The 17,375-nt window shown below is 41.5% G+C and carries 15 protein-coding genes; 11 read left to right on the top strand and 4 right to left on the bottom strand.

Features of this window, described 5'->3' with window-relative positions; all coding sequences use genetic code 11:
• Positions 1-61: 61 nt before the first annotated feature.
• From ACO1XM_RS14820 to ACO1XM_RS14810, 3 genes are read left to right on the top strand one after another with little or no spacing between them, the layout of a single operon-like run.
• Complete coding sequence (locus ACO1XM_RS14820; protein WP_486230349.1) at positions 62-3,835, top strand: CHAT domain-containing tetratricopeptide repeat protein; 3,774 nt, start codon at positions 62-64, stop codon at positions 3,833-3,835.
• A gap of 10 nt (positions 3,836-3,845) precedes the next feature.
• Positions 3,846-5,870, top strand: a complete 2,025-nt coding sequence (locus ACO1XM_RS14815; RefSeq protein ID WP_486230347.1) for an OmpA family protein — start codon at positions 3,846-3,848, stop codon at positions 5,868-5,870.
• Between the two features lie 16 nt (positions 5,871-5,886).
• Positions 5,887-6,738 (top strand): DUF4440 domain-containing protein, encoded by an 852-nt coding sequence (locus ACO1XM_RS14810; protein WP_486230345.1) that lies wholly within the window; start codon positions 5,887-5,889, stop codon positions 6,736-6,738.
• A gap of 80 nt (positions 6,739-6,818) precedes the next feature.
• On the opposite strand, the gene ACO1XM_RS14805 is transcribed toward ACO1XM_RS14810, so the two are convergent.
• Both ACO1XM_RS14805 and ACO1XM_RS14800 read right to left on the bottom strand, forming a co-directional pair.
• Positions 6,819-8,198 carry a M28 family peptidase gene (locus ACO1XM_RS14805; RefSeq protein WP_486230343.1) on the bottom strand — a complete coding sequence of 460 codons (1,380 nt, stop codon included), beginning with the start codon at positions 8,196-8,198 and terminating at the stop codon, positions 6,819-6,821.
• A 2-nt stretch (positions 8,199-8,200) separates the two neighbouring features.
• Positions 8,201-8,632: a hypothetical protein gene (locus ACO1XM_RS14800; RefSeq protein ID WP_486230341.1), complete on the bottom strand. Its 432-nt coding sequence runs from the start codon at positions 8,630-8,632 to the stop codon at positions 8,201-8,203.
• A 134-nt stretch (positions 8,633-8,766) separates the two neighbouring features.
• On the opposite strand from ACO1XM_RS14800, the gene sdaAA reads away from it, so the two are divergent.
• Positions 8,767-9,669, top strand: coding sequence for an L-serine ammonia-lyase, iron-sulfur-dependent, subunit alpha (sdaAA, locus tag ACO1XM_RS14795; protein ID WP_486230339.1), 903 nt, complete (start codon positions 8,767-8,769; stop codon positions 9,667-9,669).
• A 45-nt stretch (positions 9,670-9,714) separates the two neighbouring features.
• On the opposite strand, the gene ACO1XM_RS14790 is transcribed toward sdaAA, so the two are convergent.
• Entirely contained in the window at positions 9,715-10,170 is a 456-nt protein-coding gene (locus ACO1XM_RS14790) for a hypothetical protein (RefSeq protein WP_486230336.1), read from the bottom strand.
• 4 nt (positions 10,171-10,174) lie between these two features.
• Entirely contained in the window at positions 10,175-10,816 is a 642-nt protein-coding gene (gene upp, locus ACO1XM_RS14785) for a uracil phosphoribosyltransferase (protein ID WP_486230335.1), read from the bottom strand.
• Between the two features lie 42 nt (positions 10,817-10,858).
• Here upp and ACO1XM_RS14780 point away from each other — a divergent pair, with 42 nt between their 5' ends.
• The 7 genes from ACO1XM_RS14780 to ACO1XM_RS14750 all read left to right on the top strand — a co-directional run bounded on the left by ACO1XM_RS14780 (position 10,859) and on the right by ACO1XM_RS14750 (position 17,281).
• Positions 10,859-11,815 carry a M20/M25/M40 family metallo-hydrolase gene (locus ACO1XM_RS14780; protein ID WP_486230333.1) on the top strand — a complete coding sequence of 319 codons (957 nt, stop codon included), beginning with the start codon at positions 10,859-10,861 and terminating at the stop codon, positions 11,813-11,815.
• A 72-nt stretch (positions 11,816-11,887) separates the two neighbouring features.
• Entirely contained in the window at positions 11,888-12,415 is a 528-nt protein-coding gene (hpt, locus tag ACO1XM_RS14775; RefSeq protein WP_486230331.1) for a hypoxanthine phosphoribosyltransferase, read from the top strand.
• 70 nt (positions 12,416-12,485) lie between these two features.
• Positions 12,486-13,052, top strand: a complete 567-nt coding sequence (locus ACO1XM_RS14770) for an adenylate kinase (RefSeq protein ID WP_486230329.1) — start codon at positions 12,486-12,488, stop codon at positions 13,050-13,052.
• A gap of 207 nt (positions 13,053-13,259) precedes the next feature.
• A complete protein-coding gene (obgE, locus tag ACO1XM_RS14765; RefSeq protein ID WP_486230327.1) occupies positions 13,260-14,249 on the top strand; it encodes a GTPase ObgE in 990 nt (329 codons plus the stop codon).
• Between the two features lie 122 nt (positions 14,250-14,371).
• A complete protein-coding gene (locus tag ACO1XM_RS14760; protein WP_486230325.1) occupies positions 14,372-14,905 on the top strand; it encodes a nucleotide exchange factor GrpE in 534 nt (177 codons plus the stop codon).
• A gap of 156 nt (positions 14,906-15,061) precedes the next feature.
• Positions 15,062-16,186, top strand: a complete 1,125-nt coding sequence (gene dnaJ / locus ACO1XM_RS14755; RefSeq protein ID WP_486230323.1) for a molecular chaperone DnaJ — start codon at positions 15,062-15,064, stop codon at positions 16,184-16,186.
• A gap of 189 nt (positions 16,187-16,375) precedes the next feature.
• On the top strand, positions 16,376-17,281 hold the full coding sequence (locus tag ACO1XM_RS14750; RefSeq protein ID WP_486230322.1) for a hypothetical protein: 906 nt from the start codon (positions 16,376-16,378) through the stop codon (positions 17,279-17,281).
• Positions 17,282-17,375: the final 94 nt, after the last annotated feature.

Below are 17,375 nucleotides of genomic sequence, written 5' to 3'. Positions count from 1 at the left end.
TTTTATTGCCGAACTTAGATGATTAACGAATCTGATGAGGATTCTCAACGCTTTAATCACTATGAGGTATCTCTACATGCTTTATGTTTTCTGTTTTTTGACTTGCGCAAACACGGTTTTAGCGCAGGACTGGCAGTCAATGTACAATTCAGCTCTTCAGGCCTATAATAATGAGGATTATCAAAGCTCCCTCAACACATCCGTTAGCGCATATTCCCTGATAAAAGGGAAGGATGCTAAAAGCACTGCCTATACACTTCAATTAATCACCGCAAATTATTCAGCATTAAATAATACCAATGACGCATTAAATTATGCTGAAGAAGAGGTTGTTGCTTTTTTGCAATTAGAGGGTGCACAAAGTAAAAATTATGCAGGCGCCTTGCAGAAACAACTCTCGTTTCTTTTTACTGCTAGTAAAACAGATGAGGCTTATGCCAAAAGTGATCTTGTACTAAAAACAGTAGGGACTGTGTACGGTGCAGCAAGTTATGAATTTGCAGTGCTGCTTTCGTTGGTAGGACAAATCAATGCGTCTAAAAAAGATTTTGTGAAAGCACAAACCTATTTTAATCAAGCTACGGCCCTATTGGAAAAAATGCCGGAAGGTGGTGATGATTTAATCACAGTACTGATTTCTTCGGCCGACCTTGACAGAGCAAGTGGTGCAACACAAGCAGCTGAACAGAAATATAAGAAGGTTTTATCCACACTGGAACAAAATGATCTAAAAGATGATCCTCGCTATCAGCAGGCAAAAACAAACCTTAATCAGTTAATGGTGGCTGGCAACAACACCAATGCAATGGCAACGGTAGTATCGGATGGTTCTCAGGATGCCAGGGTATTAGCGCAAGCGCATTTGAAACTAGCCATTGACTTTCAACAAAAGGGTGATGCAACCAAAGCATTTGAAAATTACACCTTGGCAAAGAAAGCGGTGACGGATGGCAGTCTGGAGGATAAACTCACTTTCTCCATTTATTTAAATGCGGCAAGGTATGCGCTTGAAAAAAATAAATTTGAGGAGGCTAAGCTGGATCTCGAAAAGCTGAAAACATTAAACCTGAAATTATTTAGTGCAAAAGATGCAGAGTATAGTATCGCGATGCTCGCAGCAGCAGATTACTTGCTCCAAACACAACAAACGGCAGAGGCGAACAAATCCTATGCAAGCGTAATTAATAGTTTAAAGCAAGTTACAAGTTTGCCACCACCGGGTCTCTTACTCAATTCAGCAAAACAATTACTGAATGCACATCAACCTTCCCTGGCGCAAGGGTTAATTCTCCCACTAACAACTGCCAAAAATCTGCAAGAGAGAGACCTGATCTCAACCAACATTTTGTACAGTGAAGCCCTTCAGCAAAATGGTCGTGCGCAAGATGCCATGCTTTATTTAAAAAGTCTGATACAGACACCTGCCAACAATGTAACAGCTGCATGCCAGATTCAGTTAGCTGAAATTCAAAGAAGAGCGGGTTTGTGGAATGATGCCTTGAACACATTAAAGGCCATTCAAATTCCGAAAGAGTCAATTAGGTTTTCTGGCGAAGTTGAATTTCAAAAGGCACGACTCTATCAATTACTTGGACAGTACCGAGAAGCAGAGCAAGCGTACCGATTGGCAGTGCAGCACAGCAAGACAGCAAGTGATATTGATTTATTGCACCAGATTAACAACTCGCTGGCCACCTACTTCACTACAATTGGCAATTATGAAGCGGCAGAAAAATTATGTGAAGAGTTGCTGGCAGATAAATCGCTTGACGAAGAATTTCGTGTGACCGTTTTTCAAAACCTGGCCACCATCTACCAACAAACTTTGCGATTTGATCAGGCGCAGACTTTGTTAGAGCAGGTTGTAAGAGAAGATGGCAGTCGTTTGGGAGAAAATGATCCAGACTATGCACTCTCACTACAAAACCTGGCTACGGTTTATCAACGAACTGGCGCCAGCCAGAAAGCAGCAGATTTATATGTCAAGGCTTTAGCCATAGATGCCAAATCACTGGGTAAAGAATCGTTGTCGTATGCGACAAAGGCAGCAAACCTCGGTGTGGTACAGATGGAGCTTGGTCTTATGGACAGGGCATTGCAAAATCTTCAAACAGCCCTGTCTATTCGCGAACGTATTTTGGGCAAGGAGCACCCTGATTATGTTTTTAATGAATACAACATCGCTGTTTTGTATCAACGGCAGCAAAAGAATGAGCTCGCATTGCCCCTATATAATCATGTGTCTAAGTTTTACATTAATCAGATAAAAGAATTATTCCCAGCGTTAAGTGAGAAAGAGAAGACTGCCTATTATAATAAAATCAGTGAAGTGATTCATGCTTATCTGGATTTTGTATTGGATCAGCAACAACCAAGCGCAGCACTACTTTCCGATCTGCTCAATTTCCGATTGGCTACTAAAGCTTTGTTACTTAATTCATCAACCAAAATAAGGCAACAAATATTGACTGGAGATGATCAGGTACTGAAACAACAATTTACTGAGTGGCTACAAACAAAAGAAGCGCTCGGCAAATGGTATACGCAAAATTTAGAGGCAAGAAATCTTAATAAGCCATTGATCGAAAATCTACAACTACGGGCAAATGAATTGGAGAAACAAATGGGTAGCAGGTCTTCTTTATTTTCAAATGCGTCAGTCAATGAGATAAATACCTGGCAACAAATAAACACTAAACTTAAACCAAATGAGGCTGCTATTGAAATGATACGTTTGCGCCTCAATTATAAAAACGATTCGGTAATATATGCAGCATTGGTTATCAGACCGGGATGGCAGGAACCTAAACTCGTATTGTTTGCCAATGGACTCCAAATGGAGGATAAAGAATTTAAGTATTACAGAAATGCTACTCGTTTTAATTTATTGAATGCACGTTCATATAAAATGTTCTGGCAGCCTATAGAAAAGACATTAACAGGAGTAACCAATGTTTATTTCTCAGCTGACGGAGTTTATAACAAGGTGAACATGGCTTCACTTTATAATGCTGATACAAAGCAGTATTTAATTGATCAGTATTCCTTTGCATTACTTAGTAATTTGAAGGAACTGGGTGGCAGAGGAGAAGTGAAAGCTGTAACAAAGCAGGCTACCTTACTGGGCGCCCCTGATTTTGGCAATGCAAAGAATGACTCAGGCGGTGAGTCTAAGTTTCGCACCATGGTGGGAATGGATTTTCAGGCGTTGCCGGGTACAAAAACAGAGGTGGAAAGAATTTCAACATTGCTCAAATCACAACAATGGAATGTAAAACAATTACTGGCGCAAGAGGCTACAGAAGAAAAGCTTAAAAATACTAAGCATGAAGGTGTTCTGCATATTGCCACACACGGCTTCTTTGTAGCTGACGGAGAACAGGGCGAAGAGGTAATGTTTACGGGCGATCCCGCAAATGCCTCAAGTAATCCTTTATTGCGCTCAGGCTTAATACTGACAGGCGCAGGTAAGTCTTCCACTACAACTATTGCTGCAGAAGATGGTATACTCACAGCATATGAAGCCATGACCTTACCGCTGGATAAGACCGACATCGTAATTTTGTCGGCTTGCGAAACCGGGCAGGGAGAAATCCGCAATGGAGAAGGAGTATACGGATTACAAAGAGCCATTATGCTGGCGGGTGCAAATCATTTACTTATGAGCTTGTGGAAAGTAGATGATAACGCAACGCAGGAGCTAATGGAAGAATTCTATAAACAATGGATGCAAAGCAATGACATGATTCAGTCTTTTCGCAATGCACAATTGTTAATTAAAAAGAAATACGAAATGCCCCAATATTGGGCAGGGTTTGTAATGGTTGGTATTTAATCTTTGATGTATGAAAACTAAGCTATTGCTTGTTGCACTTTTATTTTTTGCTCAGAACACATTTTCTCAAACCATACAGGAGCGGAAAGTAATTCCTGTTGTCAGTTCAGACAAATACATGGAGTTTGCTCCAACCATCAGTGCAGATGGGCGCACTTTAATATTTGAATCTGATCAAAACGCAAAAAAGGGATGGGAATTAATGGAGAGCATATTAGATAGTGCAGGCAACTGGAGTGCTCCTGCTCCCATTAAATCCATTAATGAAAAATGCGCATTCCTCGCTGGGCCTAGCATCAGCTATGATGGTAATACCTTGTATTACACTGCTTTTATTGAAGGCGTTTCACAAAGCGAGGATATCTACTACTCAAAAAGAATTAATGAAAAAGAGTGGGGTGAGCCTATTCGGCTCGAAGGCCCCGTTAACACAGATGAAGAGTATGAAGGTTTTCCTTCCATTGCTGCAGATGGAAACACACTTTATTTTATACGACTGAACAACGACAATCCTTACGATAAAAAATCGAAAGAGAATTGTTTTACTATTTACGCATCCACTAAAAACATAGATGATACCTGGGGCGAACCTCAGGCCCTGCCTGCAGCCATTAACAGTGGTTGTGAAAGAGATCCAAGAATAATGGCAGACAACCGTACGCTCATTTTCTCTTCGGTGCGTCCGGGTGGAAAGGGTAAGTATGATTTATTCCAATCGCGTAAGCAGGCAGATGGCAGCTGGTCTGAAGCGGTTCCATTAGATTTTATTAACTCAACAGACAATGACCAGTCTCCTTGCATTGCAGCTTCAGGAGATGTTATGTATTTCTATAGTCAAAAGGATATTTATTCTATTGGTATTCCGATTGAGTACAGGCAGTCCATTAACGTTACAGTGCATGGTATAATAAAAGATGCATCAACAGGGCAGCCAGTAGTCGCGGAGGTAATTGTAAAAAATAAGAATACAGGTGAACAGTTTTCATCTTTCAGTAACGCACAGAATGGTGAATACAATTTGGTGTTGAATGGTGGTCAGGCTTACACAGTTGAATTTTATAATGAAAACTACCTTGCCCAGGTAATTGATTTTGATTTAACGAAACAGGAAAAGTTTGCAACCTTCAAACGAAACATTGATTTACAAAACACGTATCAACTAAGTCTTTCAGTTTATGATAGCGATATAAAAGCGGGTGTAGATGCGTATGTAAGCGTGTTGAGCAGTAAAGGTGAGTCAGTTTTTGCAGATACACTTCGAAAAGCGCTGGGTAAGGTACTACTCACCTTAAAAGCACCTTTTGATTATGTGATTACGGCAACTGGTAAAAAATACCCTGAATCCTCTAAAGTAACCTGGAAGTTTAATTCGAGAACAACGAAGCCACTCATGGAACAAGTGATGAACCTGAGTTATGAAAAAGTTAAGATGACAACCGATGTAAGTAGTATTACTACCAAGCAGAAAGTAAAGAAAACGATTTACTATAATAACGCCAATGTCGATGAGGTAATTATTGCAGAAGCAGGCGAGACGGTTTTACTCAGAAAGGGTGATCGCTATCAGGTAGTGACCAGCAGTGATAAAGGATTTTTCTTTTCTTCTGTGTCTATCGTAGCAGGCGAGGGTGAATCAGACGGCATGGGCGGTTATAAATTGGCCATGCAGGTAATTCCTGTAGAAGTGGGAGCACAACTAACATTGAAAAATATCACTTTTGCTTCCAATTCAGCCGAACTTGATAATTCGTCTTATGTAGAACTTGATCGGGTGGTAGATTTTTTAAAAGTGAATCCGAATATCAGCATTGAGATAGCTGCGCATACCGATGACGTTGGTGCTGATGAATATAACCTCAGACTTTCTGAACGAAGAGCCTATACTGTACTTCGTTACTTGTCCTCCAAAGGAGCAAAAGCCGGTAGCTTACAACCTATAGGCTTAGGTGAAAGTGTTCCCAAACTCGCCAACACGAGTGAAGAGAACCGGATGGAGAACAGAAGAGTTGAGCTAAAGATTTTAAAAATTTCCTAAGTGTTTTTTAATATGTATGAGTCCTGTGAGAGCAATTCTGATTCTGTTACTTTTCCCTATTTCAATTTCCATTTATGCACAAAATGAATCAGCACTTAAGGAATTGGTGCAGGCAGAGTGGGGTTTTATAAATCTTGCTAAGGAAACAAATACGCGCGATGCTTTTTTGGCTCAGTTAACAGACGAAACGATTGTTTTTGGCGAAGGACCTGTTATTGCAAAACGTGTATACGAAAACCAGCAACCTAATAATGGTTGGCTTAAGTGGGAGCCTGTATTTTCCGATCTGGCACGATCTGGTGATTTTGGTTACAACACAGGACCATGGGAATATAGAATTAACAAAACGGATGAGAAGGCTGTTGCCTTTGGCGAATTTGTCTCCTTCTGGAAGAAGCAGGCAGATGGAAAGTGGAAATTATTGATTGATATTGGCATAGAGCATCCGCAAACTTTTCAGGCAGCCACTTGGAAATCTTCAGAAATAGATTTTGAAAAAGTTGCAGGTGAATTGAAAGATATAAAGCAACTTGAAAAAGTTGAACAAAATTTTATCGAAGCACTTGCCTTTGCCAAGTCACCGGTGTATCAAAAAATGTTGTCGCGTGAAGCAAGACTTTACAGACCAGGCAAAGAACCAATAACGGATAACGAAGCGATTCTCAAATACATTAATGCAGAGTTGTCCATTACATTTACCAAAGCAGGGCAACACTTGGCGCCCAGTGGAGACTTAGGCTATGTATATGGTACTGCGGTAGTGCAACTTACTAGTAACCAAACAAAGGCAGCTAACTACCTGCACGTATGGAAACAGGAAGAAGACCAAGGCTGGAGATTGGTCCTTGACCTTGTAACCTATAAGTAAGTCGTTATTCGTTGATGGTGGTTGGTTGTTAGATATTTGTATTATCACCAACAACGAACAACCAACAACTACCAACGATACTAAAGTCCTTTAGCATCAATTAAGAAAGTCAGCGCTGCCATAGCTGCTGCTCCCAATTCCAATTCACGCTTGCTTACTTTATCAAAGGTATCTTCTTGTGTGTGATGGTAATCGAAGTAACGTTGCGAGTCAGGCAGATAACCAAACAAGGGAACGCCTAGTGGTGCCAAAGGCCCGATATCAGCGCCACCACCTTTGCCACTGAAATCGGTTAACCCATAAGGCTCTAATAAGGGCTTCCAGCTCTTTACTTTATTTTCAACCTCTTCGGTAGCACTCATAGTAAAACCTCTTGGGGTAAAACCACCCCGGTCACTCTCCATCGCAGCCACATGCTTTTCATTGGTATTCTTTTTTAGTTCAACCTGTCGGGCATATTCAATCCCACCACGCAATCCATTCTCTTCATTCATATACATTACCGCACGTATGGTTTTCTTCGGCTTGTATCCCATGGCTTTAAAAATGCGCAATACTTCAATGGCTTGTACACAGCCACTGCCATCATCATGGGCGCCTTCCCCTACATCCCATGAGTCAAGGTGTCCGCTCACAACGATTATTTCATTAGGGCTTTCTGTTCCGCGCAATTCACCAATCACATTAAAGGAAGGCGCATCTGGCAAAATTTCGCAAGTGGTTTCAATATAAACTTGTAGATCTTTTTCTTCTTTTAACAATTGACTTAATACATCTGCGTGGTTTGTGCTGATGGCCACTCCTGGAATCTTGCCAACATTAGGTGCATAACGCAAGCCGCCTGTGTGTGCATAATCTTCAGGGTTCGACCCCATGGAGCGGACAATAGCCGCCACTGCCCCATACTTCGCGGCCTCACTCGGGCCTGCACCGCGTTGATTCACTGCGCCACCATAAGCAGCAAAAGTCTGAATAAGCGTTGGATCCATCGGTCTGTTAAAAAATACAATCTTTCCCTTCACACCTTTTTCACCAAGTGTCTTTAACTCTTCAAAATCTTTTACCTCCACAATTGAGGCGGTAATTCCTTGTAAGCCTGTCCCAACAGAACCACCCAGTGACAGGATGTTTACATCAACAGCACCTCTTTTTTTAGTAAGTATTTTTGCAATTTCTTTCTTGCCTCTTACCCAATGTGGAACCGTTACTGGTTGCAGCCACACTGAATCAAAACCAAGCGCTTTCATCGTATGTCTGCTCCACTCTACGGCAGCGGCAGCATTTGGTGAGCCGCTTAAACGTGCAGGTGCTTTTGTGGTTAACTCGCGAAGCATTTCATAGGATTGTCCTCTGGCAAGCGCTTCATCATAAATTTTTTTGATGGTGGCTTCGTCAGTATTTTGTGCTTGCGCTGCAAAGGTGTAAGTGAAAACGAGTACCAGAATGTAGATTTTTTTCATGTCTAATTATTGATGAGTTTGGCGTTTTTTAAAATATAAATATGATGATCGGGATCCGTTTCATTTAAAACAATAATTCCCTCCATTACAATTTGTTTTGTGCTGAACTTCACCTTCTCGGTGGTTTCAACTTCTACTACGGTTTCTGGTCCGGCAGCGCCACAGAAATAACAGAGATTAAAAGGTAAAGACGACAGCATGAATTTTCCTGATCCGCCCACTTCATCTAAAGGAATAACATAACCTTTAATGCTTACCTTCTTACCATTAAAGCTTTTAAGATATTTACTAAAGATGGGGAGTTCCACATCATAACCATGCTGATCCTTGGAGTTCTTAAAACTCACTTGCGCCAGGGTATGCCAGAAGTTTTCCGTTTGGGCATAAACTGATTCGCCAGCAAAAAAGACTAAAAAGAACAGAAACACGCGCATGGTCGAAAAGTAGGCAGAAATTTCTGATTGACTTTATTTTTTTGATAAAAGGAGAAATGAACTAATAAAGTGCTTTCAAACGTTTGAAATGAGTAAGCGATCGTTGAACTTTGAACTATAAATCAGCTAAAGCCATGTCATTCTTATTTGAATCATTTGCAGACTGGAAAAAGTACGCGGAAGAAAAAAAACTTTCCTTACATGAAGTAGTGCTGGAATATGAACGCGACCAGAAGGGAAGAAATAAAGAACAGATTATGGAAGGGCTTGCCCGAGCCTGGGCGGTAATGAAGGATGCAGTGCACACTGGTCTTACTGAGGAAATGACTTCACGCTCGGGTATGATTAACAACGGAGCAAAAAAAGTGTACAATTATCCAACCCCTGTGCTTTCAAAAGAATTCCAAAATTTGATTTCGCGGGCACTCGCTGCCAAGGAGGTTAATTCTTGTATGGGTAGGGTTGTGGCTGCGCCTACAGCCGGAGCCAGTGGTATTATGCCCGGTGTGCTGGTAACGCTGCAGGAAATTCACCATGTAGATGATCAGAAAATTTTAGAGGCCATGTTGTTGGCAGCAGGTATTGCTTTAATCATGGAACAAAAAGCATCCATAGCTGGTGCCGTGGGTGGTTGTCAGGCAGAAACAGGTACTGCAGCAGCCATGGGTTCGGGAGCAATAGTTTATTGTCTCGGGGGCAATACAGACCAGATCTTTAACGCGGTGGCCATTACAGTGCAATGCATGTTAGGCCTTGTATGCGACCCTGTGGCGGGCCTGGTAGAAATACCTTGTGTAGTGCGCAATGCGAGTGCTGCAGCCATTGCCAACAGTTCTGCGCAAATTGGTTTGGCGAATGTGAGCAGTGTTATTCCAGTGGATGAAGTAATAGAAGCCATGGGTGAAATTGGCGCCAGCATGGAAACGCGTTATAAAGAAACAGCACTGGGTGGTTTAGCGGCTACAAAAACAGGACAAGCTATTGCCAAACGCGTACTAATTCGTGACATAGAAATTTTACCTGACGAAGGTAGTTAGCACTGTAGTCCACCAACGATTAAAGATCAACTAACAACCAATCTTTTACATCAACCAGTCCTTTATCAGATCAAAAAAGTAATAAACGCCTACAGTAAAAACGGTCGACCAAAAACAAGCACTGATAAACATGTACAAAAGCAGTTTATCTTTTGGGCTACCAAAACTGATGGCAAGAATGGAGCCTCCAATAGGGGTAAGAATTAAGGGTGTTAAGAATGCAGTGCCTGCAATACCATACTTCCTCCAAATGGTAACAAAACGCTTGTTACGATCTGAAAATCTTTTTCGATTCGGAGATATGCGATTGATAATGTTAATGCGGATCCAGTCACCGGCAAAAGCAAAGGCGGTTACAACGGTCATCATGCCGGCAACTGTGGCAATAATTGTGGTGAATAAATTCAGTTTCAAAGCATAACCACTCACCGGCCCGAAAAAAAATTTCAACATACTGGGCAGGTATACGCCCGTAAAAGCCTTCAGAATTTCTTCCCACATAATCTTATAATTTTTCCCCGAAGCAAAGATCTCCGGCATCACCGAGGCCAGGCACAATGTATGATTGTTGGTTAAGTGTCTCGTCTTGGGCAAAAGTCCAAATCGAATAATTTACTTTTAAATGATCTGCTACAAATTGTATGCCCTGGGGAGAGGCTACTAAAGAAGCAATATGTATGTGCGAAGGTTTTCCATGTTTAAGCAAGGCATCCACACTTCTTACAAACGATTTGCCAGTTGCCAGCATAGGATCAATCAGAATAACAATACGACCTTCAAGACCGGGCGTGGCAAGGTAATCAAGTTGTACAGTAATCTCATCTTCTTCTTTGCGGTAAGCTCCGATAAAACCGCAATCGCTATCTTCAAAATAATTCTGGAAGCCGTTAAAATAGGGTAGCCCTGCCCTTAAAACAGTAATCAATACTGGTTTTTCTTTCAAAAAGTGAGAAGAAGTCTTGCCTAAAGGGGTTTGTACCAATCCTGGTTCGTAATGAAGCGCCTTTGAAATCTCGTAAGCCATGATCTCCCCCAGTCTCTCTACATTTTTCCGAAACCTGGCCCTGTCCTTTTGTAAGGTAGGGTCACGCAAAGCGCGGAGGAAGTGATTAGCAATAGAATTAGCAGAACCTAAGTTAAAAAGCATGAAGAATTTTTTTCTCTCCAAAATTTAGGATAAAGTTGCCGAATGACAGCGAAGAACCCAAAAAATAAAAAGAAGACCAATCAAGACTTCTCTTTACTGAAACAATTGTGTCAAATACAGGCGCCCTCGGGTGAAGAAGCAGCGATGACCAACTTTTTACTGAATTATATTAAAAGGGAAAAGAAAAATTGGAAAGTAAAGCCTCAGATTTTTCATGGAGATGATTTTCAGGATTGTATCATATTAAAATTTGGCAAGCCACGCACCGCTATTTTTGCACACATGGACAGCATTGGCTTTACAGTGCGCTACTTTAACCAACTCCTCCCTATTGGCAGTCCCGATGCAGAGGCAGGAACCAAACTGGTGGGTGAAGACAGCCTAGGCAAGATTGAATGCGAGCTGATGTTTGATCACGAACAGCATGCCTTGTACAATTTTGGCAGAGCGATCGACCGTGGTACTTCGCTTACTTATAAAATTGATTTTAAAGAAACAGCCACCACCATTCAAACACCTTACCTTGATAACCGTTTGGGTGTTTACAACGCACTGAAAGTAGCGGAAACACTAAAAGATGGTGTGATCGTCTTCAGCTGCTGGGAAGAGCATGGAGGTGGATCGGTACCCTATCTTGCTAAATTCATCTATGAAAAATGGAAAGTAAAACAGGCCTTGGTTTCAGATATTACCTGGGCAACCGATGGTGTAGCCTTAGGAAAAGGAGTAGCCATTTCTATGCGCGATAGAAATATTCCAAGGAAGAGTTTTATCAACAAGATTATCACCCTGGCGCTAAAAAATAAAGTCGCGCATCAGTTAGAAGTGGAAGGTGTGGGCTCCAGTGATGGCCGGGAGTTGCAGGTATCACCTTACCCTTTCGATTGGTGTTTTGTGGGTGCACCTGAACAACATCCCCACACACCACATGAAAGAGTACATAAAGATGATATTGCCAGTATGATTGCCTTGTATTCAGTTTTAATGCAACAACTTTAGTCTCGAGCTTCTGGCTTCGAGCCTCGAGTATCTATTTTCTGCTATATTTGCGCCCTCATTTCTGAAATTGCGATGAAGGTAAAAGACTTAGAATTCAGAGAATTTATATCAGCACAAACTGTTGAGCAGAAGGTTAAAGCCCTGGCAGCCAAAGTAAACGAAGATTATCAGGACAAAGCACCTCTGATATTACCTATACTGAATGGCTCCTTTATTTTTGCCTCCGACCTGGTAAAAGAGCTTAGTATTCCTTGCAGAGTTTCCTTTGTAAAGGTAAGTTCCTATAGTGGTACTCAGAGCACTGGTCAACTAAAAACGCTCCTGGGTTTGGAGGAAAGTTTATTCAATCAGCATATTTTGATTGTTGAAGACATTGTTGATACAGGGCTAACACTGCAAAAAATTGTGGAAGAATTACGTGGACTCGGCACCAAATCAGTAGAGGTGGTGGCCTTGTTAAGAAAGAAGCCTGCACGAGAAAAAAACATCGATGTAAAGTACGTAGGCTTTGATATTGATGAAGAATTTGTATTGGGATATGGCCTTGATTACGATGGTTTTGGTCGTAATACCAAGCAGATCTATCAATCAACCAACTAAGATCAGCTTTTTTACATTGGCTATTTTTCAAATTGATCCTTACATTGCATCCCTTTAACATATTCCAGGCATGATCAACATGGTAATCTTCGGCCCTCCCGGGGCAGGTAAAGGAACACAGAGCGAGAAGCTAATCCAGCAATATGGCTTTGTGCACATCTCTACAGGCGATTTGTTTCGCTGGCATACAAAAAATGATACGGCCTTAGGGAAGCGTGTTAAAGAAATTATGAACAGTGGTGCCTTGGTTCCAGATGAAATCACCATCTCCATGCTGAAAGAAGAGCTTGATAAAAATCCAAATGCAAAAGGATTTTTGTTTGATGGTTTTCCGAGAACCGTTGCACAAGCGGAAGCCCTGGATCGTTTCATGAAAGAAAACAATACTGCTATCCATCACGTGGTGGCACTTGATGTAACAGAACAAGAAGTACGCACACGTATTGCTAAGCGCAAATTGGTAGACAACCGTGCGGACGATGAAGAAGAAAAACTCAATAAACGTATTGATGAGTACTTCAATAAAACAGTACACGTACTTCCTTATTATAAAAACCAAAACCGTTTAGTTACTGTAAATGGTATTGGCGATATTGATGAAATCTTCAACAGTATTTGTAAGGTCATTAACAAGTAATTTCAAAATCAATATTTCAAATTCAAAATTTTGAATTTGAAATTTAGACTTGACTTAACAATTATCAATTTTCATAACTTTGTAAAGTTAACAGATGAGTCAGACGGGAGTATGTTTGAGGAATCTTCAGTACAACGCAGTAGCTAGTGTTTAGATTCTGTTCAACTTCAAATCTTAAATCTTAAATTTCAAATTTTAAATCACTAGATGGCCGCACCCAACTTTATCGACTACGTAAAATTCTGCTCACGCTCAGGGGCAGGTGGTGCTGGTTATTTGCATTTTAACCGCGAAAAACATTTACAAAACGGTGGCCCCGATGGTGGCGATGGCGGAAGAGGCGGGCATGTCATTTTAAAAGGTTCTTCAAACGTTTGGACCTTACTTCACCTGAAATACCGTAAGCATATTATAGCCGAGTCAGGTGAACGGGGAGGTATGCAGGATTGTACAGGTGCTTCTGGTAAAGACGAAATTTTAGAAGTACCATTGGGTACAGTGGCCAGAAAAGCAGACACAGGTGAAATTGTTTGCGAAATCACAGAAGATGGACAGGAAGTTATATTAACCCCCGGAGGAAGAGGTGGTAAAGGGAATGCCTTTTTTGCAACTTCAACCAACCGCGCTCCGGAATATGCGCAACCAGGTGAACCAAGTATTGAGGAGTGGATTATACTGGAATTAAAACTACTGGCAGATGTGGGTTTAGTCGGCTTTCCGAATGCAGGTAAATCAACACTATTGTCTGTGGTTTCTGCAGCCAAACCTAAAATTGCCGACTATGCCTTTACCACACTAACACCTAATCTTGGTGTTGTCGCTTACCGCGATGATAAGTCCTTTGTCATGGCTGATATTCCCGGAATCATTGAAGGGGCAGCGGAAGGCAAAGGCCTGGGTATTCGTTTCTTAAGACATATCGAACGCAATTCAGTTTTACTATTCATGATTCCTGCTGATGCCAAAGACATCAAAAAAGAATATGAAATTCTGCTCAATGAGTTGAAAAAATATAATCCGGAACTACTGGATAAAAAAAGGCTCCTGGCCATTTCAAAATCAGACATGCTCGATGAAGAGCTGCTAAGTGAAATGAAGCGCGAAGTTCCAACAGACATCCCCTCAGTATTTATTTCAGCGGCTACCCAGCAGGGCATCACTGAATTAAAAGACATGATCTGGAGAAATCTCCATTAATTCGACATTCAATTTCAAATCTCAAATTTTAAATTTCAAATTGATGGACAGACTATGTCAATGTGTCATTTATAGGTATTTGGCAGAATTGTTGACATTTGCGCTTTGATTGATCTATGGACATGGAAAATACGAACGATATCGAGAAGGAAGTTGAGAAAAATGAGGCAACAACAGCTGAAAGCCCGGTTGCCGAAGCGAGCCAGGTGGATGAATTGAAAAAACTGCAGGACGAACTGGCAGAAGCTAAAGACAAATATTTGCGCTTATATTCTGAATTCGAAAATTTCCGCAGACGCACGGCCAAAGAAAAAATAGACATGATTCAGTCGGCCAACGAAGGGCTACTGAAAAATCTGCTTCCGGTGATGGATGATTTCGAGAGAGCTGAGAAAGCTTTCAGGGATTTGAACACAAAAGAAGCAGAAGGCTTTCTGTTGATTTTTAATAAGTATAAAAAAATACTGGAGCAATCTGGTGCCAAGGTGTTGGATTTAAAAGCAGGAGATGATTTCAATGCCGATACACAGGAAGCCATCACACAAATTCCGGCACCATCAGAAGAATTAAAAGGTAAAGTGGTTGATGTTGTTGAGAAAGGTTATACGTTGAACGAAAAAGTAATTCGTTTCGCGAAAGTAGTTGTGGGAAGCTAGTTGAGCCACGATGCTCGTGGCTCAACTAATTCTCGTGGCTTCACCAATTATATAATAGTATCTGCCAGATCAATGTTGAAGAACAAAAGATAAATGAGAGATGTTTGGCGTTCGGTTTTTTTGAGATCGAATCGTGAACATTGAACACCAAAAAGAATGAGCAAAAGAGATTATTACGAAATATTAGGCGTTGCCAAGAATGCTACCGCTGATGAGATAAAGAAAGCTTATCGTAAAGTGGCTATTCAGTTTCACCCAGATAAAAATCCGGGCAATAAAGAAGCTGAGGAAAAATTCAAAGAAGCAGCCGAAGCTTACGAGATACTGAGCAATCAGGAAAAGCGTGCGCAATACGATCGCTTTGGTCATGCGCGGCCAGGAGGTAACGGAGGCTATGGTGGTGGTAACATGAACATGGATGACATCTTCAGCCAGTTCGGAGATATTTTTGGTGGGGGGGGCGGAAGTCCCTTCGACAGTTTCTTCGGTGGTGGTGGCGGTGGACGCCAGCGTCAGCGTAAAGGTTCAAACCTGCGTATTAAGCTGAAGCTAAACCTCGAAGAAATTGCCAATGGTGTTGAGAAAAAAATAAAAGTAAATCGCCTGGTACGTGCCGAAGGCGTTACGTTTAAAACATGTCCTACATGTCAGGGTACTGGCCAGATGCGCAAAGTGGTAAACACCATGTTGGGGCAAATGGTATCAACCTCTGCTTGTAATACATGTGGTGGTGCAGGTCAATCAATAGACAAGCGTCCTGCTGGTGTAGACAGCTCCGGACTTACTACTAAAGAAGAAATTATATCAGTAAAAATTCCTGCTGGTGTAGCGGATGGTATGCAGTTGTCCATGTCAGGCAAAGGAAACGATGCACCAGGAGGTGGTGTGCCAGGAGATTTATTGATTCTGATTGAAGAAACAGAAGATAAGAACCTAAAGCGCGATGGCAATAATCTGATTTACGATTTGCACGTTAGCTTTATCGATGCGGCATTGGGTACGCATGTCGAAGTACCTTCTGTTGGCGGTAAAGTGCGTATCAAAATTGAGCCAGGTACACAGAGTGGTAAAATCCTACGTCTGAAAGGCAAGGGTTTACGCGATGTAAATGGCTACGAAACGGGCGACCAACTCATTTATGTTAATGTATGGACACCCAAAAAGCTTTCAGCCGATGAAAAGGCCAAACTGGAGAGCCTCAAAGATTCCGTTAATTTTCAGCCACACCCGGATGCCAGTGAAAAAGGCTTTTTCGAGCGTATGAAAGAATATTTCAACTAAAAAGATAAAAAATCAACCGTGCCGGCCCCCCAAACCGGCACGCCTTTAGGGCTCGTAGCTCTCAGCTCGTAGCTGACACTGGATATTCAAGGCACTCAGAATCATCTTTACCCACCTTCATTTTTGCTCTATTTTGGCTAAAAACTTACACAACGTAACCTTAGCTTCATATACGCGTAACTATGCTTTATGCACAAAAACTATTTCTTAACCCTTATCGGGGTATTGCTGGCGGGAGTGGCTGTGGGACAGGTGAGGAAGCAATTCGCAGTAGAAAATACCGATGCATGCGAGTCAATCAAACTTCATATCAAGGCCAATAGCGGTAATTGCTATATAAAGCCAAGTCAGAATACCGATATTTTGAATGTTTTCAGCAACCAAAGCGAAGAATCCTTTTCGCACAATTTCATCAAAACCGTCAATGGTAAAGTTTGTGAAGTGAAGCTTTCGTTAGAGGAGTTGAACCAGGAGGGCTTTGGCCAAAGCATTTCCTCCCGGGTTTTCAGTGCTTCTGAAACGAACGTGAGGGTTAATACGAGCAGCAGCCATAAGTTCTGGAAAATGTATCTCAGCGATGGCAAACCTTACGCTTTGGAATTGAACTACGGCTTTGGGAATGCCAATGTGGATCTTTCTGGCCTGTCTATTAAAAAAATTAAAATCAACTCCGGGAGTGCCGATGTAAATGTGGGTTATTTATCTGGCATTGAGAATCAGGTAGAAATGGACACTTTTTATGTAAAAGTGGATTTAGGCTCAGTCGATGTGAAAAATTTAAGCTTGGCCAAAACAAGGTATTTATTAGCGGATGTTGGCTTCGGCAATATGTCGCTTGATTTTAGTGAAAGCCCTAGTGTTTCAAATACCATTAAAGGAAGCGTGGGAGCAGGTAACTTGATCATTACATTACCTAAAAATGAGACACCTGTTTTGGTGAAGATCCACGACAGCTGGTTATGCAGCGTAAAAATACCTGCTGGCTTTAAGAAAGTTGCTGAAAATACCTTTGCATCAGCTAATTATACACAAGACTCAAAAGTTTCTCTCACCTTCGACCTTGATGTGTCTATGGGGAGTATCACCTTTAGATAGGTAATCCCGCCCCTTATTTCTATCCTATTATTTCAGAAGACCCTGTAATTCTACAAAGGTTTTGAGCACTAATGCTGTGTAAAAAAACTTAAAT

It is taken from the genome of Chryseotalea sp. (assembly GCF_057350905.1).
Note: the sequence above shows the minus strand (reverse complement) of the source record. Positions and strands in the feature narration are given on the sequence as shown.